25 protein-coding genes and 1 tRNA gene are annotated in these 20,560 nt (G+C 58.3%); 10 read left to right on the forward strand and 16 right to left on the reverse strand.

The window, feature by feature from the left end; translation table 11 throughout:
• Nucleotides 1–6 precede the first annotated feature (6 nt).
• The 3 genes from GC131_03665 to GC131_03675 all read left to right on the forward strand — a co-directional run bounded on the left by GC131_03665 (nucleotide 7) and on the right by GC131_03675 (nucleotide 1,659).
• Nucleotides 7–450: a hypothetical protein gene (locus tag GC131_03665; protein ID MBI1273168.1), complete on the forward strand. Its 444-nt coding sequence runs from the start codon at nucleotides 7–9 to the stop codon at nucleotides 448–450.
• Between the two features lie 131 nt (nucleotides 451–581).
• A tRNA-Met gene (locus tag GC131_03670) sits at nucleotides 582–656 on the forward strand.
• Between the two features lie 13 nt (nucleotides 657–669).
• Nucleotides 670–1,659 carry a methyltransferase domain-containing protein gene (locus GC131_03675; protein MBI1273169.1) on the forward strand — a complete coding sequence of 330 codons (990 nt, stop codon included), beginning with the start codon at nucleotides 670–672 and terminating at the stop codon, nucleotides 1,657–1,659.
• Here GC131_03675 and GC131_03680 read toward each other — a convergent pair.
• The 9 genes from GC131_03680 to rodA form a co-directional block, all read right to left on the reverse strand.
• Nucleotides 1,656–1,850, reverse strand: a complete 195-nt coding sequence (locus GC131_03680) for a hypothetical protein (protein ID MBI1273170.1) — start codon at nucleotides 1,848–1,850, stop codon at nucleotides 1,656–1,658. The genes GC131_03675 and GC131_03680 overlap by 4 nt on opposite strands.
• A 109-nt stretch (nucleotides 1,851–1,959) precedes the next feature.
• Nucleotides 1,960–2,322, reverse strand: a complete 363-nt coding sequence (locus GC131_03685) for a hypothetical protein (GenBank protein ID MBI1273171.1) — start codon at nucleotides 2,320–2,322, stop codon at nucleotides 1,960–1,962.
• Between the two features lie 141 nt (nucleotides 2,323–2,463).
• The gene (locus GC131_03690; protein MBI1273172.1) at nucleotides 2,464–2,955 is read right to left on the reverse strand and encodes a helix-turn-helix domain-containing protein; all 492 of its coding nucleotides are present in this window, start codon (nucleotides 2,953–2,955) and stop codon (nucleotides 2,464–2,466) included.
• A 49-nt stretch (nucleotides 2,956–3,004) separates the two neighbouring features.
• Nucleotides 3,005–3,673, reverse strand: coding sequence for a phosphatase PAP2 family protein (locus GC131_03695; GenBank protein MBI1273173.1), 669 nt, complete (start codon nucleotides 3,671–3,673; stop codon nucleotides 3,005–3,007).
• Nucleotides 3,670–5,370 carry a glycosyltransferase family 39 protein gene (locus GC131_03700; protein MBI1273174.1) on the reverse strand — a complete coding sequence of 567 codons (1,701 nt, stop codon included), beginning with the start codon at nucleotides 5,368–5,370 and terminating at the stop codon, nucleotides 3,670–3,672. The genes GC131_03695 and GC131_03700 overlap by 4 nt, the downstream gene beginning before the upstream one ends.
• Nucleotides 5,370–5,684, reverse strand: a complete 315-nt coding sequence (locus tag GC131_03705; GenBank protein MBI1273175.1) for a lipid A biosynthesis — start codon at nucleotides 5,682–5,684, stop codon at nucleotides 5,370–5,372. Before GC131_03705 ends, GC131_03700 begins: the two co-directional genes overlap by 1 nt.
• A 155-nt stretch (nucleotides 5,685–5,839) precedes the next feature.
• Complete coding sequence (locus GC131_03710; GenBank protein MBI1273176.1) at nucleotides 5,840–6,022, reverse strand: hypothetical protein; 183 nt, start codon at nucleotides 6,020–6,022, stop codon at nucleotides 5,840–5,842.
• A 246-nt stretch (nucleotides 6,023–6,268) separates the two neighbouring features.
• The gene (locus tag GC131_03715) at nucleotides 6,269–7,033 is read right to left on the reverse strand and encodes a hypothetical protein (GenBank protein ID MBI1273177.1); all 765 of its coding nucleotides are present in this window, start codon (nucleotides 7,031–7,033) and stop codon (nucleotides 6,269–6,271) included.
• The gene (gene rodA / locus GC131_03720; GenBank protein ID MBI1273178.1) at nucleotides 7,033–8,178 is read right to left on the reverse strand and encodes a rod shape-determining protein RodA; all 1,146 of its coding nucleotides are present in this window, start codon (nucleotides 8,176–8,178) and stop codon (nucleotides 7,033–7,035) included. Before rodA ends, GC131_03715 begins: the two co-directional genes overlap by 1 nt.
• Before the next feature lie 58 nt (nucleotides 8,179–8,236).
• Between rodA and zapE the strand changes: the two genes are divergently transcribed.
• Nucleotides 8,237–9,343, forward strand: a complete 1,107-nt coding sequence (gene zapE / locus GC131_03725; GenBank protein MBI1273179.1) for a cell division protein ZapE — start codon at nucleotides 8,237–8,239, stop codon at nucleotides 9,341–9,343.
• Nucleotides 9,344–9,351: 8 nt separating this feature from the next.
• Here zapE and GC131_03730 read toward each other — a convergent pair whose 3' ends face one another.
• Together GC131_03730 and GC131_03735 are read right to left on the reverse strand one after the other, a co-directional pair.
• Complete coding sequence (locus tag GC131_03730) at nucleotides 9,352–9,921, reverse strand: hypothetical protein (protein ID MBI1273180.1); 570 nt, start codon at nucleotides 9,919–9,921, stop codon at nucleotides 9,352–9,354.
• Nucleotides 9,922–10,015: 94 nt separating this feature from the next.
• Nucleotides 10,016–10,864: a squalene/phytoene synthase family protein gene (locus tag GC131_03735; protein ID MBI1273181.1), complete on the reverse strand. Its 849-nt coding sequence runs from the start codon at nucleotides 10,862–10,864 to the stop codon at nucleotides 10,016–10,018.
• A gap of 149 nt (nucleotides 10,865–11,013) precedes the next feature.
• Here GC131_03735 and GC131_03740 point away from each other — a divergent pair, with 149 nt between their 5' ends.
• The 6 genes from GC131_03740 (at nucleotide 11,014) to GC131_03765 (ending at nucleotide 16,276) form a co-directional block, all read left to right on the forward strand.
• Nucleotides 11,014–11,598, forward strand: a complete 585-nt coding sequence (locus GC131_03740; GenBank protein ID MBI1273182.1) for a hypothetical protein — start codon at nucleotides 11,014–11,016, stop codon at nucleotides 11,596–11,598.
• Between the two features lie 81 nt (nucleotides 11,599–11,679).
• Nucleotides 11,680–13,599, forward strand: a complete 1,920-nt coding sequence (locus GC131_03745) for a hypothetical protein (protein MBI1273183.1) — start codon at nucleotides 11,680–11,682, stop codon at nucleotides 13,597–13,599.
• Between the two features lie 38 nt (nucleotides 13,600–13,637).
• Entirely contained in the window at nucleotides 13,638–14,306 is a 669-nt protein-coding gene (locus GC131_03750) for a hypothetical protein (protein ID MBI1273184.1), read from the forward strand.
• Nucleotides 14,307–14,326: 20 nt separating this feature from the next.
• Complete coding sequence (locus GC131_03755) at nucleotides 14,327–14,926, forward strand: redoxin domain-containing protein (protein ID MBI1273185.1); 600 nt, start codon at nucleotides 14,327–14,329, stop codon at nucleotides 14,924–14,926.
• A 153-nt stretch (nucleotides 14,927–15,079) separates the two neighbouring features.
• Nucleotides 15,080–15,694, forward strand: a complete 615-nt coding sequence (gene rpsD / locus GC131_03760) for a 30S ribosomal protein S4 (protein ID MBI1273186.1) — start codon at nucleotides 15,080–15,082, stop codon at nucleotides 15,692–15,694.
• Between the two features lie 3 nt (nucleotides 15,695–15,697).
• Nucleotides 15,698–16,276, forward strand: coding sequence for a hypothetical protein (locus GC131_03765; protein ID MBI1273187.1), 579 nt, complete (start codon nucleotides 15,698–15,700; stop codon nucleotides 16,274–16,276).
• Here GC131_03765 and GC131_03770 read toward each other — a convergent pair whose 3' ends face one another.
• From GC131_03770 to purQ, 5 genes are all read right to left on the reverse strand, one after another.
• Nucleotides 16,277–16,543 carry a hypothetical protein gene (locus GC131_03770; protein ID MBI1273188.1) on the reverse strand — a complete coding sequence of 89 codons (267 nt, stop codon included), beginning with the start codon at nucleotides 16,541–16,543 and terminating at the stop codon, nucleotides 16,277–16,279.
• Nucleotides 16,544–16,716: 173 nt separating this feature from the next.
• The gene (gene grxD, locus GC131_03775) at nucleotides 16,717–17,049 is read right to left on the reverse strand and encodes a Grx4 family monothiol glutaredoxin (protein MBI1273189.1); all 333 of its coding nucleotides are present in this window, start codon (nucleotides 17,047–17,049) and stop codon (nucleotides 16,717–16,719) included.
• 18 nt (nucleotides 17,050–17,067) lie between these two features.
• Nucleotides 17,068–17,304, reverse strand: a complete 237-nt coding sequence (locus tag GC131_03780; GenBank protein MBI1273190.1) for a BolA/IbaG family iron-sulfur metabolism protein — start codon at nucleotides 17,302–17,304, stop codon at nucleotides 17,068–17,070.
• 12 nt (nucleotides 17,305–17,316) lie between these two features.
• Nucleotides 17,317–19,509 carry a phosphoribosylformylglycinamidine synthase subunit PurL gene (gene purL / locus GC131_03785; GenBank protein ID MBI1273191.1) on the reverse strand — a complete coding sequence of 731 codons (2,193 nt, stop codon included), beginning with the start codon at nucleotides 19,507–19,509 and terminating at the stop codon, nucleotides 17,317–17,319.
• 40 nt (nucleotides 19,510–19,549) lie between these two features.
• Nucleotides 19,550–20,215, reverse strand: a complete 666-nt coding sequence (gene purQ / locus GC131_03790) for a phosphoribosylformylglycinamidine synthase subunit PurQ (GenBank protein ID MBI1273192.1) — start codon at nucleotides 20,213–20,215, stop codon at nucleotides 19,550–19,552.
• Between the last annotated feature and the right edge of the window lie 345 nt (nucleotides 20,216–20,560).

Raw genomic sequence — 20,560 nt, forward strand, 5'->3', positions numbered from 1 at the left:
ACGGGTTTGGAAATTGTTGGCGCGAACGATGCGGGCACCGATCTTGAAAGATTGGTTTACCGCACAGACTTTCTTGACGATGGTGGCGTACGTATTGACGGCCTGAAGGCACAGGATTTGAAGCTTGTTGTCAGGAAGACCCAAAGCGACATCCGGTTCCAGTTTATCAACGTGGCCGACCATATTGTGGCAGAGAAAAAGATCCCCTTCACGGATATCAGAAAAGAGATGCGCGCGTATCGCGCTGTTGTCACGCAAACGCATCAGCTTGGCAGGGATACGCCGCCGTATGAAATTGAAGCCCTGCATGCAAGGCGCAGCCAAATTCATGTGGCCGGCACGGATCGTATGCTGGAACTGTTCGGGCCGGATGTGCAGTGGCGGCGCGGCAGCGAGAAAGGCTCGCCCGCCCGTTCGCTTTTCTATCTATGCACGCATGGGCTGACCTAGCCCTTTTGGGTGGCCCCTGCCTGCGCACCGATGCGGAAACGGGCCCCTAGCGCGTTGAATTAGAAGAGAAAACGCACCTTGACGCAACGGGCTCAACTCCTTATTCCTACCCCTCTCGCGGATAACGGTATGGCAGCGTAGCTCAGTGGTAGAGCAGGGGAATCATAATCCCTTGGTCGGGGGTTCAAATCCCTCCGCTGCTACCAATCTTGGTTTCATATGACCCAATCAGCCTTGTCCCACGCTACCAAATCCTGCCGCATCTGCGGCAATAAAATAGACGGCACGCCATGGCGTGTGCGGGAGATGTTGTGTGGTACACGCGACATGTTCGATTACGTGTTGTGCGGGCAATGCGGCTGCTTGCAGATCGCGGCGGTGCCGGATGATTTGGGGCGCTATTACCCTCAAGACTATTATTCCTACCGCAGTTTTAAACGCCTTGCGGGCAACCGTTTACGCCGGTTTATTGACCGACAACGCGTGCAGGCCTATTTCGGACGGTGGAATATTATCGGCGCTTTGGCAAACCGGCTTGCGCGTCCGCTCGACTACGTTACATGGGCCAAGCGCGCGGGGCTTGATACCACGGCGCGTGTGCTTGATATTGGCTGCGGCAACGGCCGGGTGCTTTTGCGCATGAAGCTGGGCGGGTTCGCCGATGTTGCGGGCGGCGATCTGTTTATTCCGCAAACCCTTGTTTATCCAAACGGGGTTACAATCCACAAGATGAACCTTGAGGATTTTGCTGCGGCCAATCCGCAGCCTTTCGACCTTATTATGATGCATCATTCGCTTGAGCATGTCGTCGATCCCCTTACGACCTTGCAAACGGCGGCACGTCTGCTTTCCGCAAACGGCGCGCTGATTGTGGCCGTGCCGGTGGCGGATAGCGAGGCGTGCGAGCGTTACCGCGAACACTGGATCAGCCTCGATGCGCCGCGTCACATTCATCTATTGACGCGCAAAAGCATGGCGTTGCTGGCAGAGCGGTCGGGGCTTGCCATTGCGCATATCGAATCCTGTGGTCTTGTATCTCAATTCATCGGTAGCGAGTTTTACCGGCGCAATTTAAGCGGTGAAATAAAACGCAAGCCGGAAGACATGTTCAACCGCAGCGAGATTATAGAATTTCAGCGCATGACCGAAAGCCTCAACCGCGATGGGCGCGGCGACCAGGCGATGTTTTTCATGCGCAAGGCCGCCTAGCAGCGCGGCGCCTGCCGGCGCCCCGCCTGGCCTTGCCGGTAGCTAAGCGCGATGGCCTTGCGCAAGCGGCGCTGGAAATCATGCTTGCGGCCGAGCGCGAGGTCTATCTCGAGCATCAAGGCAAGGTCTTCCACATTCACGGGCGGGTGGCGCGGATTGAGCGGCAGGAGCAGGCTGGCTGGCGGTTTCACCTTGGTTCTTACCCCGTTACTTGGCTGATCGCCATACGGTAGTATAGGAAAAATCCCATATCAAGAGGAAATATGGGAAATATCCTATATTGCGAAAAAGGCGGTGAAATCAGCGGATTCTGCGCTGCAGGTAGTCGCGTGCCAGCGCGAACTGGCTGTGCGCCAGGTCATCGAGCCGGTCGATCGAGAATTGCTGGAGAAAATCATCGCGCACAAGGGCTTCATCTTCTGTGCCGGCCTTTGCGGCAAAATGAATAAGGGCCATCAACTCGGTCTTTTCATAGCGGGTCAGGGGGCGCCTTTGTTCCGCAGCCCAGCTGGCAGCGATACCGGTGCTGGCGGCCGCGACAAGTGCGGCGCAGGCAACAACCTTCCAGCTATAGCGGGCGCCGTTGGCGGCATAGCTTCCTGCTTCGGGTTCCTGCAGCATAGCGCTGGCGAGGCTTACAATTTTTTCACCGCGGTCATTCATCGCTATGCCTATTCTTGTTATGATTAAACTTGTCTGTTTCATTCTTACAGGCAAAAACCGAAAGTAAAAAATGCGACACGACCAATTTTGGCTGTATTTGCATATGCTTAACGTGCGTTAAGTAAACGCGCTAGAAAGCCTTTACCGCCTGTTTACCACGAGTGTCTTTCCGCTGTTCGTGCTTTCGTAATCAAAGATAGCGTGCACGCGTGTGGTCAATTCTTTTTTGGTCACATCCTGCCCTTCGCTGGTAGCAACATGGTGGTACAACGCAGAGACGATGCGGGCGAACTGTTCCGGGCCCGGCGTTATACCTAATTCTTTGCTAACTTCCTGCACGCGGGTGATGATCTCGGTTAACAGATCGAGATCCGATATTTTTTTTATTCCGCCCTGCCGGATCTGTTCTTTTATGCCTTCATCACCCATCAGATAGGCCGGGGTGGTGTTCAAAGCGCGGGCGAGCGCCCTGATCGTATCGTAGCGGGGGAACCGGGCCCGGCCGGCTATCATATCGCGCACAGCGGTTTCGTTCAGCTTGGCCGCAAGCGAAAGGCTGCGCGGGCTATAGCCTTCCTGATCCATCAGTTTGATCAGGGTTCCAAGCCAGGTTGGTTTATTTTTCTTAACCATAGCCCGATCCTATAACAGGAAATATCCCATATCAAGGGATTTATCCCAACTATGGCGGCGGCCGCGGCAGCCAGCCGCGGGAGGCAAAAATGGCGGCGATCAGGCAGGTCGTGAGCGCGGCCACGATCGCGCCGCCAACAACATCGCTGATGAAATGGGCGGTAATGATAAAGCGGGTCGAGGCCACCAGCACGGCCGAGGCACCGAATAAAAGCCGCCAGCGTGGCCACAGCATCGTGAGGGCGAAAGCGAGCGCGAAGGCGGTGTTGCTGTGGCCCGAAGGAAAGGAAGCCCAGCGCGAGCTGGCCGTAAAAGGTGCCCACGCGAAAACCCCTTCGGTTTCCAGTAATATCGGCCGCGCCCGCCCGAATATGATTTTGAGCAAATCGACCAGCAGGCCGGAGACCGCGACGCAGGCAAAGACAAAGGCGCAAGCAAGCGCGATGCGCCGGATTTGCGCCTGCCGTGCCGGATTGTGCTTCATCAGCGCGGTAAAACCAAGGCCCGCAAGCGCGGCAAGCCCTGTCGGCCACAGATACCATTTGGAATTGCCGAGCTCCGTCAGCCGCCGGAACAGATCGAGCCCGCCAGGGTTTTGCTGGTCGAAATCCTTCAGCATCAGCGCGAGCGGCCTGTCCGCGAACAGCGCGAGCAGCACGATAGCGGCCGTGACCAGCGCGGCCGCTATCAGGGCTTGTTTGCCGGGGGCTTTGATCATGGGTTCCGGAACAGGTGAAGTGCAACGCGCTCGCCACGGTTATAATTGAAACCGTCAATCGTGGCCAGATGTTCGGGCACGATATTTACGCCCGCCAGCAAACTCATATAGCCGGGCAGGCGCGTTTCTTCCACCAATGTAAGCGCGCAAGGGTTGTGAAGCGTATCGATCGCGGCGTTCACGCCGCTGTTGGCACGGTAGGTATCGGTGCCCGCAAGAAAAACCATGCTGGGTTCGCCAAAGCCTGTAACGGCGATATGCGTCGGTTTGCCCGGGCAGGGGCGGTAATGTTCGATCGCCGCCATCGCGCGCGGCGCGATCCATGGCTGGCTCAGCCCCGGAAGCGTCCAGCCCAGCAGCGCTTGTGAAAGCGCAACGCCGCAGATCACGAGCGCGGCGGCGCTTTGCCCCGCTTCGTTCAGCATAAGCCTGCGTACTGCGATCAAGGCAGCCGAAAGCGCGATGATGGCGAGTGCAAGATCCTGATATATCGCCGCCTTGGCATCAAGCCATGCCAGCCACACCGGCAGCGCGGCAAGCGCAAGCGTGGCGCCGGCCCACAGCGCGATGGCGGTGCGGCGATACCAGCGCGGCACAGCGGCCCCGGCGCCCGCAAGCGGTTCGCGCCCGAACCACGCCATGGCGGCAAGCAGGGCAAAGGCCGGGAAAACCGGCATCACGTAATGCGGAAGCTTGGTGAAGATCAGTTCATAAAAGATCCATGTCGGCAAAGCCCATGCCAGGCAGAAGCGGACCGCCGGTTCGCCCCGCTTTTGCCAAAGCGCGGGCAGCGCCAGCAGCAACAGAAGCGAGAAAGGCCAGAAGGTCACGAGCCCGAGCAGCGTGTGCAGCCCCGGCGGCACGATACCGCGCGCCTGCCCCGACCAGATTTTATTAAGCAGATCCTGCCCGACCGACTCTTCGATAAACGTACCGCCGCTATAGAGCGTGATGGCGATCAGCCACGGCGCGATGACCGCAAGCGCAAGCGGAACCCCGGCAAGCGGGCGCAATTGTTTCAGCCATGCAGCGCCTTTGTCGGCGATCGCCAGCGTAATAACCGTAAGCGCCGCGATCAGCGCACTGATGGGGCCTTTGATGAGGATGCCCGCACCGAGCGCGAGCCAGAATAAAAGCGCGGCGGGCAGCGAAACAGGTTTGCCGGCCCGGTGCGCGGTGTAGGCATGCATGAGCAGTAGCTGGCTCGCGGTAATGCACAGCATCAGCACGGCATCCGTCTTCGCTTGCCGCGCTTCAACCCCGATAAGGAAACAGCAAGCGAATATGGCCCCGGCGGCAAGCCCGCCACGCGCGCCAATGAGCCGTGCGGCGAAAAATGCGAGCAGCATAACCGCCGCTATCACGCCCAGCAGGGAAGGTATGCGATAGGCCCAGATGTTTGTCAGATTGCCGGGGCTGAGCAGGGTTACGCTCGCGGCCTGCAGCCAATAAATTCCTGCGGGTTTCTGGTAGCGGGCTTCGTCCTGATAGCGGATATCGGTGTAGTTGCCGCTTTCGATCATCTGCTTGGTTGCCTGCGCGAAGCGCGATTCATCGCGGTCCGTCGGCGGCAGCGTGAAAAAGCCCGGCAGATAAAGCACGATACAAAGGAACAGCAGCGCGGCATAACCGAGCGGCGAAAGCCTGCCGCCTTTGCCGTCACACAGGCCGAAAGGAAGGGTGGTGGTGCCGTTCATTATGCGGCGCGGAGCCTGAATTTTTCGCGCCAGATGAAATAGATGTTGCGAGTGTAGATCAGCAGCCCGGTGCCTTGCCCAAGGATGAAGACGGGGTCTTTGCGGTAGATGGCATAGGCTAGCAATATGGCGCCGCCCGCCATGCTGAAATACCAGAAAGCTTCCGGCACAACGCTTTTGCCCACGCGTTCGCTGTACACCCACTGATAGAGAAAGCGCATGGTGAACATGGCTTGCCCCAAAAGTCCGATGGCGACCCAAAGGGTCAGGTGGGTTTCCCATAAATCGATGATGGTCTGGAAAATTTCGCTCATGACAGGTTTCCGGGTGCGGGAACGGGTTGGATATGGAATCGATTATGGGGCTATAACACAGAAAAAACCGCTTCGCGACAGCATAGAGCATGCGCGGGCACGGGCTTCAGATAAGCGTTATTACCTTTTGCGAGAGCGGCCCCGCAGGGCGGCTATCAGGCGGCCTTTTTGACGAAGCCGGCCGAGGCCAGAGCTTCCATCTTGCGGGGATCGGCGGCGATCTCTTCGGGCAGGTTATCCATACCTGCAAGCGCGAGTTCGTCTGCGACGCGTTGCAGCAAGGGCAGCGCATCTGTTTCCACCTGCATGGCATCGCGCACCAGGGCGCAAAGGGTCATGTAAGTTGCGGGTGACATTTCAACCATCATTTTCAAGTCCTTGGCAGCCTTCGACTGCCTTGTAAGCCGTTTCTTTCTCTACCCACCTTAGAGGGGAATCATGAAAGCAAAAAACTTTTTTCAATGTGGAAACTGTTGAAAATAAAGGAATTACCGTAAATTAGCAGATAACCGCCGTTTAATGGTGGTTTATTAAAATACTTTCACCCGCAGCCGGATGGACGGACGGAAAAAGGATCTGGAAAATCAGTGGCCGCCGGACAGGGTGAGAGAGAGTAAAAAACCGCCCGAAGCGATAATCACCAGCCCTGCGGTGATGGATAAGGCCCGGCGAACCATGGCGCGCCGGTGGCCGCCGCCTTCGGCCAGCCTGTGCCGCAGCAGGATGGCAGCTATGCCTATGCCCGCTATCGTGCCCCACATGCCGAGCGCGATGGCCAGCGCCCCCAGAATACCCATCCAAAGAATTCCGTTCGCCATGGTAAACAGCAGCACGATCATGGTGCCGGTGCAGGGCGACAGGCTGGCGGAAAGAAACAGCGCCCACGCATCCTTGCGGCGCAACGTGCCGTGATGCGTATGATCATGGCCGTGATGGCAATGATCGTGGCCGTCATCGCTCCGGCGGAAGGCTTTCCATAGCATCCAGAAGCCGATGCAAATGATCAGGCTGTAGCCGACCGTTCCGCCGATGCGGGTTTGCGCCATGATTTCCATATCGCTCATTTGCAAGATCAGGTGCAGCACGACAACGAACAAAATCGCCGACATGCTATGCCCGAGCGCGAAGATGAAACCAGCGCTGATGCCATCAAGCCAGTGAGCCTTGTGACCAAGGAAATATGACGTGACGATCGATTTGCCGTGCCCGGGTCCCAGCGCGTGGAATATGCCGTAAAACAGACAAAGGCCGAGCAGGGCGGCAAACTGCCCCGGCGCGCCGCTTGTCAGCAGCAAAACTTGCTGCGACAGGGCCTGTTCCGTCCATTCGTGGATTGCGTGCAGGTCCATCAAAACTCGCTGATGCCGGTGCGGGAAATACGGGTATCGCGGTGTACGCCGATGCTAAGCAGAATGCCGAAGCCGATCATCAGCGTCAGCATTGCGGTGCCGCCATAGGATACCAGCGGCAGCGGGATGCCAACCACAGGGATCAGCCCCGTCACCATCAGAACGTTAACGCACATATAGAGAAAAAAGTTGACCGTAAGGCCGTAGGCTGCGAGGCGCGCGAACTGGCTACGGCTGCCGATGGCGATCAGCAACCCGAGTCCGAGCACGAGCCCATAGAGCGCCAGCAAAACCAGCGCGCCCGCCATCCCGAATTCTTCCGCGAGCACGACGAAGATAAAATCGGTATGTTTTTCGGGCAGAAATTGCAGCTGGCTTTGCGTGCCAAGGCCCCAGCCCTTGCCGAACAGCCCGCCGGAACCGAGCGCGATCTTGGATTGCATGATGTTATAGCCGGCGCCGAGCGGGTCGGCATCCGGATCGAGGAAGGTCATGAGGCGTTTTTTCTGGTAATCATGCAAAAAGTTCCACGCGATCGGCAGCGTCGCGCCCGCGATCATGCCCAGCGCCGCGAACTTCCACCATTTGACTCCGGCGACGAAAAAGATCGCCCCCGCCGCGGCCAGCAGCAGCGTGGCGGTGCCGAGATTCGGTTGCATCAGCACAAGCCCGACGGGCACGAGCGCGAGCAGCACGGGAAACACAAGTTTGAAGGGGTTGCCGATATCTTCCATCGGCAGCGCGTGAAAATAGCGCGCGAGCACAAGAATAAGCGTGATCTTCATCAGTTCCGACGGCTGGATCACGAAGGCGCCGAAGCTTATCCAGCGCTGCGCGCCCATGCCAACCTGCCCGATGATCTCAACCCCAATCAGCAGCGTGAGCACGAAGGCGTAAAGCGGGTAGGCGAGCCGCAACCACACCCGCAGATCGATCAGCGCCAGCATAATCATCATGACGAAGCCGACGATAAAGCGCGTCAGTTGCTGGCTCGCCCACGGGTCCCAGGCCATGCCATCGACCGAATAAAGCAACCCAACGCCGATCAGGCCGATGGCGATGATGGCGAGCACAAGAAACCAGTTTATCGCGCGCAGCTTGCCGCCGATGCTGAGTTGGTCGCTGCTGAAGTGGCTTTCGCGCATGATTTGGGGTATGGGCTAGGGCTGGCGTGAAGGCGAATCTTCCGTCATCATAACCGACATGAAGCAGGCCATCCTAACAGATTATGAACGGCGGATCGCAGCGGGCGAGCTGCGCCCCGACCCCGAACATGACGGCGTATTGCGGGCGCTGCAAAACCTTTCCGCCGCGCTTGCGGGCTATGCGCCGCCACGCGGCGGGTTTTTCGCGCGCCTTATCGGCAAGGCCGCTGTGCCGCCGCGCGGGCTATATATTCATGGCGGGGTCGGGCGCGGCAAATCCATGCTGATGGATATGTTCTTCGAACACGCGCCGGTTGCGCGCAAACGGCGTGTACATTTTCACCAGTTTATGCTCGAGGTGCACGATTGGCTGCATCGCCAGCGGCAGGGCGGCGCGATCATGGCCGATCCGCTGCCCCGGTTGGCGCAGGAAACGGCACATGATGCTGCGCTGCTTTGCTTCGACGAATTTCATGTCGGCGATATCGCGGATGCGATGATCCTATCCCGGCTGTTCGGTGCACTCTATGATGCCGGGATCGTGGTGGTGGCGACATCGAACTGGGCGCCGCAAGATTTGTACAAGGACGGGCTGCAGCGGCAGCGTTTTTTGCCATTCATCGATGTGTTGCGGGCACATATGGATATTATCCACGTCACGGGCACGATCGATCACCGTATGGCGCGCATCCTCGGCCAGCAGGTTTATTTCACTCCGCTCGGGCCGGCGGCCACGGAGAAGTTGGCTGAAGCTTTTACCGCGCTGGCATCCGGCGCTGCGCCTGCGGAAGACGAACTGTGGGTACAGCAACGGCGCGTGCATGTGCCGCGCGCGGCGCGCGGTGTGGCCTGGTTTGATTTCAGCGAATTATGCGGCCAGCCGCTAGGCGCCGCGGATTATCTTGCGATCGCGCAGTGCTATCACACCGCTATTCTTGATGGCGTGCCGCAACTGGGGCCCGAACAGCGTAACGAAACCGTGCGCTTCACGACCTTCATCGACGCGCTTTATGAAAACCGCGCCAAGCTTGTGATGGCGGCGGCGACCGCGCCGGAAAATCTGTGCACCGACGGGCCGCACGCCTTTGCCTTCCAGCGCACGGCCAGCCGTCTGATGGAAATGCAGGCCGAAGATTACATCCGCAGCGGGCATCTTAGCCGCTAGCGGTTCCGTCAGCCGACCAGGCTTTGCGAAACCATGCAATACAGCATAGGGAACGAAAGCACGAAGTTGGTGCGCGAAGCCATCAACGCGGCACGGCCCGCCTTGGCCTTGGCTGCATCGTCCGCCGGAACCATGCCGAGCACCTTTTTCTGGTTCGGCCAGATGATGAACCAGACATTGAAGGCCATCACCAGCGCCATCCACATGCCGATGCCGATGGTTTGCGCGGGCGGCTGGACTGTCAGCGCCGATTCAAGAAAGCCCCTCAGCAGCGCGACCAGCAAGCCGGTAACGACGGTTGCCAGCGCGGCCCAGCGGAACCAGAACAGCGCTTCGGGCGCAATATATTTGCCGACCGCAGGCTTCAGTTCGGCAGGGATCTTTGGCATCAGCGGCACCTGGACCATGTTGAAGTACCAGAGCAGACCGATCCACAGCACGCCGGAAATAACATGCAGCCATACGGCGAAGCCGATCTCGAGCGTGTGACGGGAGGTTTCCTCGGAAACCAGTTCACCATGCAGCGCATAGAGCAGCGCAAACGCCAGCGCGATGCCGAGCACCAGTGACGCATACATCTTTTCGAGAATCTTGCCCATGGTTTCGTCCCTTTTTCGTTGTGCACCAGTTCATCAGCCTAGATAACGCCGGGCTTGCTGGCAATACGCCGCGCTAGAAGCCCCGCAAGGCACGCCAAGCGAGGCGGGGCAGGCATAGCGGGTGCCGCATGGAAAGCCGGGGCGCGAAGACATTATGGCGCTGCCGCCCGATAGCCTTCAGATGCTGGCGTGCCAGCGCGGCGGGCAAAAGCGCGGCAAGCACCGCACGCTGCTCGGGGTTTGCCAGGCCGGCCGCGAGGGCTTCGCATCTTTCAAGCCTCGTTTCCGCAAGGGCAGCGAGTTCCCGCACGGCGGCCGCCAGCCCATGGGAGGGTTTGAGATCGAAGATGCTGTTGGCCATCACATGGTGCCGCATCAAAAGATCATAGGGCAGCAACAGACGGCGCTGCCGGGCAAAAAACGCGGTGGCGCGCAGCATTCCCGTGATGGCATAGGCGGCGGCAGCTTCGCGCGCGGCGGCAGTTGCCGTTTCGCTCGCTTCCAGTATAGCGGCCGCCAATGCGCCAAGCGTGGCGCCGGTCGCTTCGGCATAGGCCGTAAAATCCTGCACGCGCTGGGGCGGGGTATCGGAAAGATCGGCTTCGCGCGCGTTGATCAGCCGCTGAAACGGCTCCTGCGGCAGCCGATGAGTTTTTACGGCGGCGGCAAGCGCGGCAACGGTTTCATGGGCACGCGGCGGCTTGCCTTCGTAAATCTCGGTGATGGCATCGCGCCACCATTGCAGCCGGATCATACCGATCGCGGGCTCGCTTACCTGTTCGGCCACGCGTGCGATTTCGTAGTTGAAGCCATAAAGCGCGGCCAGCGCTTCCTGCCGCCCGGGCGGGGCGAACAGGCATGTCAGGTAGCGTTCGTAATCCTGGGCGCGCAGGCGAGCGAGGGGGGTGTCTGGTTCCGGCATGCGCCAGTTCTAGCACAATTATGTGTTTCTATAACGGCCCGCAGAGTGGCCGGAAAGTATGGGGGGACGGGGAATTTCCGCCCTTGACTCATGTTATAACATAACATAATAATTGTTACATTATAACATTTAGCGGGGTCGGGCGGCTTATGCGGATCGAAGGCCATGATTTAATCGTCTATAGGGCGACGCCGGAGCTGATAGAAAAGATAAGGGGGTTTCTTGGCGCTGCCGACGATGCGGCAAAGGGCGTTGCCAATGCGGCCGCGCAAGCCGAGCTGAATAAAATAACGAAGGCCGAAAATCCTCATGTCGCTGTTGGAAAAATCTGGCGGGGCAAGGTGGCGTGGGGCGGGAAGAATCTGTCTTCCGAGAAGCACCTGCTGTCCGCCAGCCCGATTGACCTTGTTTTTCCGGCAAACTTGAAGGACGCGCGCGCGCTTGAAAGGTTTGCCGACGACAATGTGAATCCGGCAACCATAAAATCACTGCTTACGCTTCAGCTTTTTAAGGAAAGCGGCAAAACCATTGTTAAAATGGATTACGAAGCCGGGACATCGCTCGTTGTTTTTTTTGGTGACGCTTTTTATCTGATCGACAAGGGAGAGTTTTTGAAACTGAACACAGGCAAACCCCCTATGCGTATTGTGGGGCCTGAGAAGCCGCTACCGGCCGGGTACAACAAACACAGCTTGCTGCATGCGTTTGCTGCCCCAGACCATGGCTGCCACTAGCCAAGTCCCCTATTGACATTAATAATGATTCTCATTATCACACTCAACTAGCTGATTTCTCACCAGCTAGAGGGTATCAAAATGCAATCTAATCTGGCCCAAATTCCTGTAAACGACCCGTTTAGCCTGCCGCCTTTGCGTTATGAGGTTAGCGAGGCGCTGGGCCTTTGGCTGGATGAACGTCAACGGCAAGGTACGATGAATTTTGCCTATGCCGGGTCCGTAAATGGTCTTGCCGAAGCGCTGATAGGCAGGTGGGGGATCGAACCCGGACAGGTCATCCGTGAATTTCATGGGCTTGTGAAAACGGTAACCGGCGCTTTCTATGACGATGCCGGTGTTGATCTGATCGAATTATGGCTCGGCGAGAAAGAGGAAGGCGCCGCATACATTGCAAGCACAGACGTTGCGGCTGGTGTCGTGCTTTGCCTTGATATACCGGTCGCCAACGAAAAGACGTTGGCATTGATGCTTGTGTTGCGCGCTTCAGGCGTTGAGATTCCCGATGACATAACGCGCATACAGTGGCTGAACAAGCTGCAGGGTATCCTTGACAAAAAAGCCGCCGAGCAGCGGGCACAGAACGACAAGACCAATCCCGACAGGCCCAATAAGACTGTCACGACCGCATCCATCTATGATCTTGCGGTGGTGCAGGCGGCAATGGGCAACGGGCTGGCCGTTATTCCGGGCACGCAGGCTGCCGTTAACGCCGCTGCAAAACACAGGGCGCAGGCAAAAGCCAAAGCCGAAGCCGGGCAAAAGGGACAGGTTGTCCAATTAAAAACCGCTGCACCGGCTGCGCGGCAGGATGCCGTAAAAGTGTCTGTCACAAAGACATCGGCAGCGGCAAAGGCAGTGGCAACGAAAACGGTTTCCGCCAAGGCTGATGCGGCCAAGGCCGGTCCTGCCGCCAAGGCAACTGGCGCGAGCCTGAACGGCATCAGGGCCGCCTTTTCGCGTAGCGCCGGCAGCAATGTGCTGCCGACCACGCGGCCGGGTGCCGGCGTGCCGATCATGCGTGCGCTTGCGATCAGAGCGGCGGTGACACTGGCAAAAACCGGCCAGACACCCACTACACCAACCGCTGCGGCCGCGGCACGCCAGAGTGCCGTGTCACAGGTGCGAGCAGAAAGAGCAGCGGCACCTGCGGCTGTCGCCACGGCAACCAATACGGCCACGGCGGCGATTTCTGTTGCCCCCGTTTCTGCAGCCGTGTCCGCAACGGTCCCTGCATCCGTTCCGTCAACCGTGCCGGCGGCCAATGCCGCGACGGTCGTCGCAGTTGCCAAGTCCGATAATGTGCTGCCGTTCGTCGGCAAGGTCGATGTACCTGTTGCATCGGTTCAAACTCAGGGCGGTCTTCAGGCACAGCAATCCGTAGTTAGCCAGCCCGTTACCGGGATTGCCGCAAGTAATGTGGTGGTGCTGCCTGTCGCAAAAGCCGATGGCGCGACCGCAATGGCGTCTGTGCAGAACGTACAGGCACAGAATGTTTCCGCACCCGCAGCGCCGCCGCTTGCCCAGCAGGTTCAGCAACAAGCATCCCAGACCTATACGCCGCCGCAAACCGTCGTTGCAGATACCGCAAAGGCCGGAGGAGCCGACCCTGCCGCGACAACGGCGGTTGTCCAGCAACAAGCCGAGAATAAGACGGGCGGGGACCCGCAGGCCCAACAAGCCCAACAAGCCCAGCAGGTTCAACAGCAAGTTGTCGAACAGAAAGTCGATTATACGGCGCCGGAAACAAAAGCCGATGCAGAAAGGGCGCCGGAAGGAAAGGCGGCGACGGTAGAAACCGCAGTCGTGGTAAGCGGCGATCAGGAATACCACAAGGTGGAAAAAGAAAAGACTGCCGAGGTCAAGGCGGATCCCCCTGAAGTGCCGCCCTGCGGTGGCTGCGGGCGCGCGGATTGCCCGTATTGCGGCAGTGGTGCACGCGCGGATACCAAAGCACAAGCCGGCGCAAGCATGGACATCAAACCCGAGCCGAGAGGCTAGTGCACATTAAAAAGTTTATTTTCTAAAGGAGAAAAAGAATGGCGAAGATGCAGAAAATTACCGTCCATGGGAAATCCATGGAAATATACCCGGCCTCGGACGAACTGATCCGCGCCTATAAGGCGGGGAACAAGGCGAAGGTGAAAAAGATTATGGACGATACGCGCCCTGAAACGCATGAAGGGTATGTGGCCGTCGGCGGCCGCGGCATAAAGGGCGATTATGTCAGCGATAGCGGGAAGGCTATCAAGGGCCACAGCTATGATACTCTGTCGCTCACTCCGATCGATAGCAGCAGCTTTGACAGATCAAAATTCGAAAGGATCATAGAACCCCATAAGAGTGCGATAGAAAACGGGACCTTGGACAAGGCAACCGAGAAAAAACTGGACGATGCGGCGGATGCCGAGGTGATCAGGCAGATTGGCGAGAAAACCGTTGCGACGATGCTGACCGTGCATCAGTTTGTGCAGGCGGGGCAGGAGATTGTGGCGTTCGATTACGTGCCGGATCGTGCAAGGGCGCTGGTCTTTTACGGCGGCAACGTTTTTCTTATTGCCAAGGGCATAGACAAGGTAGCCGGCAAGACCGTCGATGTCGGGCGGATTTACGACCCGGCCAATACGCCGATCAATCCGTTCCCCGTAAGGCCGGCCACGATGGCTCATGCGCTTATCCATGCGTTTGATATTCCGCATGCATCATAAATAACCGGAGAAAAACAAAAATGACGCTCATGATCGGCGCCCCGGCGCCCAATTTTACCGGCGTTGCCATTTTGCCTGGCGGGTATGTGAAGACCGATTTCGAACTGGACGACCATATCAACGCCCGTCCTGCCGTGCTGTTTTTCTACAGCATGAATTTTTCCTATGTATGCCCAACCGAATTACTGGCGCTTGATGTGCGCATGGCGGAATTTGATCGCCGCAAATGCCATGTCGTGGCCGTGAGCACCGACAGCTATCTTAGCCATCAGCGCTGGACGGAAATTGCGCCGGAGCGGGGCGGTATAGGCCCCGTGCGGTTCCCCATTGTCGCTGACGCCAGCCGTGAAATCGCGCGCAGCTATGAAGTGTTAGTCAACGGCGCTGTGGCACTGCGTGCGACTTTCCTGATCGATCGTCGCGGCATGCTGCGCCATATGCAAATTAACGATTTTCCGATTGGGCGGAACATCGATGAGTTGCTCCGCACTATCGATGCCATGCAACATCACGAGCAAACAGGCCGCCTGTGCCCCGGAAACTGGCGCAGCGACGAGCAGGGCATAGAGCCCACGCCGGAATCGTTAATTGAATGGATCAAGGGCCATAAGGCCGCCTAGGCGCTGTTTATTGACATTGCCACCCAGACACCTGTAAAAAGCCCCCATTCCTGAGAATGTGGTTTTGGACGAATGTGCCTTAGCCCGCTTGCCGGATGGCCGCAAGGCCATGGCGGCAAGACTATCGGGACAACATAAAGTAAAGGAAAAACAATGAGTAAGCGTCAAAGTGCAAAGTATAAGATTGACCGCCGTTTGGGTGTTAATCTTTGGGGCCGCCCCCGCAGCCCGATCAACAAGCGCGAATATCGCCCCGGCCAGCATGGCCAGCGCCGCACCAAGCCCACCGATTTCGGCATCCAGCTGATGGCGAAGCAGCGTCTGCGCGGCTATTACGGCAATGTGGGCGAACGTCAGTTCCGCCGCTATTATCAGGAAGCCATGCGCCGCAAGGGCAACAACGCAGAAATTCTGGTGCAGCTTCTCGAACGCCGCCTCGATGCCGTGGTGTATCGCATGAAGTTCGTGCCCACCGTTTTCGCCGCGCGCCAGCTGGTTAACCACGGCCACGTGACCGTGAACGGCAAGCGCGTCAACATCGCGTCATACCGGGTTCAGGATGGCGATGTGGTTGAGCTGCGTTCGAAGGCCAAGCAGATGGCCACCGTTCTGGCCGCCGCCGAGCTGGCCGAACGTGACGTGCCGGAATACATTTCGGTCGATCACAAGGAAATGAAGGGGACCTTCGTCCGTGCGCCGGAAATGAACGACGTGCCGTACCCCGTGAAGATGGAACCGCATCTGGTTATCGAATTCTATTCGCGCTAAGCGATGGATTACCATGCATGGCTGGGGATCGCGGCAAGTTTGCTGGCGATCCCCAGCTATTTTTTTTACATAAGGAACATTCTGCGCGGCCGCACCAAGCCCCATGTGTTTTCATGGCTGGTCTGGACGGTAATGGCAGGCGCCGTTTTCCTGATGCAGATTTATTCGGGCGCCGGGGCCGGCGCGTGGGTTACGGGGCTGACGCTGGTTGCCTGCATCGTTATTCTGGTTTTGGCGCTGCGGTTTCCGTTTGGTTATATAAAAACGATTGACTGGGCTTGTCTGGTGCTGGCGCTCGGCGGTTTTGGCCTTTGGCTTCTGCTCGACAACCCGGTTTGGGGCGTGGCTTTGTTATCGCTGGCGACGTTCGCTTCGTTTGCCCCGACTTATCGCAAGGGCTGGCATTTGCCGCACGAGGAAACCAGCGTCACCTTCTGCCTCGACGGCACCAAATATGTGTTGTCGCTGCTGGCCATGCAGCAGCTTAACATCGTCACCGTGTTCTACCCGGCGCTGTCGGTGCTGCTGAATTTTGTATTGGTCGCCATGCTGCTATGGCGGCGGCAAAGAATTAAGCCGTAATTAGTGCAGCGGCGCGACGCTGTAATGTTCGCACAATTCGACCGAAAGCACATCGCTGTCATCTGCCGCACGATCAAGCGCGTCGCAATTGATTCGCGCGCGCATCCAGCCGGGCGTAAAGGTGCCGAGGATGGTCATGTATTCGGGCCGGTATTCGGGCCGGGCGAGGCGCACGATCGCACTGAAGCCGCCGGCCTTGTGCGTCAGCACATGGCCGTGGGTGAGATGCAGGTTGGTGAATTTGTTGTAGTTGGTAGGCTTAGACATAGGAGCTACTTTCTCGTGTTTTTTTATTGTTCTTGAACCGGAACGAATGCCGGTGCGTACGAGCCTTCAGAATCGCAGAAAAAGATTAACCAAGATTTAAGGGGAAGTGCGCACGGCATCACCATGATATTCCATGGCAATGTGTTGACAGTGTGTTGTAAGCGTGAAGAAAATCAGGCCGCCGTGGCGACACCCTTGTCTTTCAAAAGCTGCTGCAGCTCGCCGCTTTGGTACATTTCCTTGACGATATCGCAGCCGCCCACAAGCTCGCCCTTCACGTAAAGCTGAGGGAAGGTGGGCCAGTTGCTGAATTCCTTCAAGGCTTGGCGCAGGCCGGGATCGGCCAGCACATCGACGCCCTTGAACTGCACCTGCAGCATGGAAAGCACCTGCACCACGGTGGCGGAAAAGCCGCACTGCGGGAAGGCGGGCGTGCCTTTCATGAACAGCACAATATCGTTGCTGCCGATGTCGTTGCGGATGGATTCGAATACGGGGTTATTCATGGTTCTTGTTCCTTCCTGTTATTCCTGCGGTACGCTGGTCGTCAGCGCGAGCGCGTGAAGCTGGCCGCCCATTTTGCCCTGAAGTGCGGCATAGACCATCTGGTGCTGCTGCACGCGCGATTTGCCGGCAAAAGCACTGCTGGAAACCTCGGCCGCGTAATGGTCGCCGTCGCCGCGCAGATCGGTGATCTTTACGGCGGCGCCGGGCAGCGCAGCCATGATCATTTGCTCGATTTCGTTTGCGTCCATCGCCATGGGTTGATTTCCCTATGATTTCATAAAGCCGGGCAGCCAGCTTTCGTGCGCCTTGCGCAAATCCGCGAGTTTGATAGCGCTGCCGTCCGCCAAGGATAGCGCATTGCCCCCCGTGGTGCCAACAGGCTGCGCATGCACACCCGCGGCCTGCGCGGCTTCCAGAATGGGCGCCGGGTCGCTTGCCGTGACGACATAGCGCGCCTGATCTTCCCCGAACCAGAAGGCGGCGGGCTGTTCGGGCCGGGGCGTGAGCGTGGCACCTGTCGCGCCGGCCAGCGCCATTTCCGCGATTGTGACAAGCAGGCCGCCATCGGCGGTATCGTGGCAGGCGGTGACAAGGCGACGGTCGATCAGGCCGCGCACCAGATCGCCGTTGCGCTTTTCGGCCTTCAGATCGACCGGCGGCGGCGCACCATCTTCCTTGCCGTGCACTTCGCGCAGGTAAAGCGTTTGCCCCAAATGGCCCTTGGTTTCACCGATAACGATGATGGTTTCATCCGCCGCCTTGAAGGAAGCGGAAACCGCCTTGCCGACATCATCGATCAAGCCAACGCCGCCAATGGCGGGCGCAGGCAAAATCGCATCGCCGCTTGTTTCGTTATAAAGGCTGCAATTGCCGGAAACGACGGGATAAGCGAGCGCCGTGCACGCATCCGCCATGCCCTGTATCGCGCCGACGAACTGCCCCATGATGCGCGGTTTTTCCGGGTTGCCGAAATTCATGTTGTCGGTGATGGCCAGCGGCCGTGCGCCAACGGCGGTAAGATTGCGCCATGTTTCGGCCACCGCCTGCTTGCCGCCCTCAACCGGATCGGCCGCGCAATAGCGCGGCGTGCAATCGGTCGTGATCGCCAGCGCTTTTTTGCTATCGCGCACGCGCACCACGGCGGCATCGCCGCCCGGGCCTTGCTGCGTATCGGAACCGATGATGCTGTCATACTGTTCCCAGATCCAGCTGCGGGAACAAAGATCGGGGCAAGCCATAAGCTGCTGCAGAATATCCGTTGCGGCCTTGCCGGCCGGCAGGGGGCATTCGGTGGTGGCGATCACGCGCTGCGGCGGGGTCGGTTCCCACGGGCGGTCATAGACCGGCGATTGATCGACCAGCTTGTTGACAGGCAAATCGGCTTCGACCTTGTTGTTGCGCTTAACGACAACGCGGCCCGTATCGGTGAGCGTGCCGATGACCGAGAAATCGAGTTCCCACTTATTGAAGATGCGCTCGGCTTCCTTCTCGTGCCCCGGCTTCAGCACGATCAGCATGCGTTCCTGGCTTTCGGAAAGCATGATTTCGTAAGCGCTCATGTTTTTGGCGCGCTGCGGCACTTTATCGAGGTCGAGCTCGATCCCGAGACCGCCCTTGGCCGCCATTTCGACGGAGGTCGAGGTCAGCCCGGCTGCGCCCATATCCTGTATCGAGATAATCGCTTCGGTTTCCATCAGCTCGAGGCATGCCTCAATCAGCAATTTTTCGACGAACGGGTCGCCGACCTGCACCGTGGGACGCTTGGTTTCCGAATCGTCGCTGAATTCCGCCGATGCCATCGAAGTGCCCTTGATGCCATCGCGCCCGGTCTTGGAGCCGACATAAACCACGGGGTTGCCCACCCCGGCGGCGGCCGAATAGAAAATCCGGTCCGCGCGGGCGATGCCGACCGTCATCGCGTTCACGAGGCAGTTGCCGTTATAGCTTTTATGGAAATTGGTTTCGCCCCCCACCGTGGGTACGCCGACGCAGTTGCCATAGCCGCCGATGCCCGCGACCACGCCCGCGACCAGCGATTTCGTTTTCGGGTGCGAGGGATCGCCGAAGCGCAGTGCATTCATGTTTGCGATCGGGCGCGCGCCCATCGTGAATACGTCGCGCAAAATGCCGCCGACGCCGGTCGCCGCGCCCTGATAAGGTTCGATATAGGAAGGGTGGTTGTGGCTTTCCATCTTGAAGATAGCCGCAAGCCCGTCACCGATATCGATCACGCCCGCATTTTCGCCGGGGCCGCAGATAACATGCGGCGCCTTGGTCGGAAGTTTTTTCAGCCAGATGCGGGATGATTTGTACGAGCAATGCTCCGACCACATGGCCGAAGCGATGCCGAGTTCCGTCAAGCTCGGCTCGCGGCCAAGGATTTCAAGCAGAATGGCGTATTCCTGCTGGTTCATACCGTGTTCGCGGGCGATATCGATCAGGCTTGGCGGTGCGTTCATTTTTTCGGCTGTGGCGGTGTTGGCGGGCATGATGCGTTTCCTATGCGGCCATGCTCTGGCAGATGCTTTCGAACAGCACCTTGCCGTCATCCTGGCCGTGCAGCGGTTCACTGGCGTTTTCGGGGTGCGGCATCATACCGAGGACGGTGAGCTTTTCGTTCATGATCCCGGCGATATCCTGCACCGAACCGTTGGGGTTATCGACATAGCGAAAGGCAATCTGGCCGTTATCTTCCAGTTTCTTCACCGTATCGGGCGGCGCGAAATAATTGCCGTCGCCATGCGCGACCGGGGTTTTGAATTCCTGCGCATGCTTGTAATTGCGGGTGAAGTCGCTGCGGTTGTTCTCCACCCGTAGCGTCACGAGCCGGCAGTTGAACTTCATATGTGCGTTACGCAGCAGAATGCCGGGCAGCAGGCCGGTTTCGCACAGTATCTGGAAGCCGTTGCAGATGCCAAGCACCCGCACGCCCGATTTCGCGCGTGCGATAACTTCGCGCATCACGGGGCTGTGCGCCGCCATCGCGCCTGTGCGCAGATAATCGCCGTAGGAAAAGCCGCCGGGAAGAAGGATGAGATCGGTTTTGGGAAGTTCGGTTTCGGTATGGAAGACGATCTTGGGTTTTCTGCCGCTCACCCGTTCCAGTACCATTGCGGCATCGCGCTCGCGATTGCTTCCGGGGAACGAAATAATAGCCGCTTCCATGAAAATCCCGTTTGTTAACGATTCTATGGGCGGGATAATATGGCTATATAGCCAATACGGCAAACCACAATTACGGCTGTTTTACCGGATGTTTTAGAAAAGGGCAGGGCTTGGATCAGGCGGGCTTTTTCTTGAGGGCGTCAGCGCCGGGAAGAGCGCAACCAATGCCCTTGCTCAGAACATGGGAAATAACCTCGGTCGTGCCCGAACAGGGCTGGGCCGCAGCGTATTCACCTATCTTGGTCTCTACCACCGTATGATCTTTGTGTGAACTTGTGGCCATAACTCACTCCTTGTGTTCGCATATGCAACAAGGATAGGCCAAGGTTATTAACACGTCACTAA

The sequence above is a fragment of the Alphaproteobacteria bacterium genome, assembly GCA_016124955.1.
In the GTDB taxonomy this organism is placed as follows: domain Bacteria; phylum Pseudomonadota; class Alphaproteobacteria; order UBA9219; family RFNS01; genus RI-461.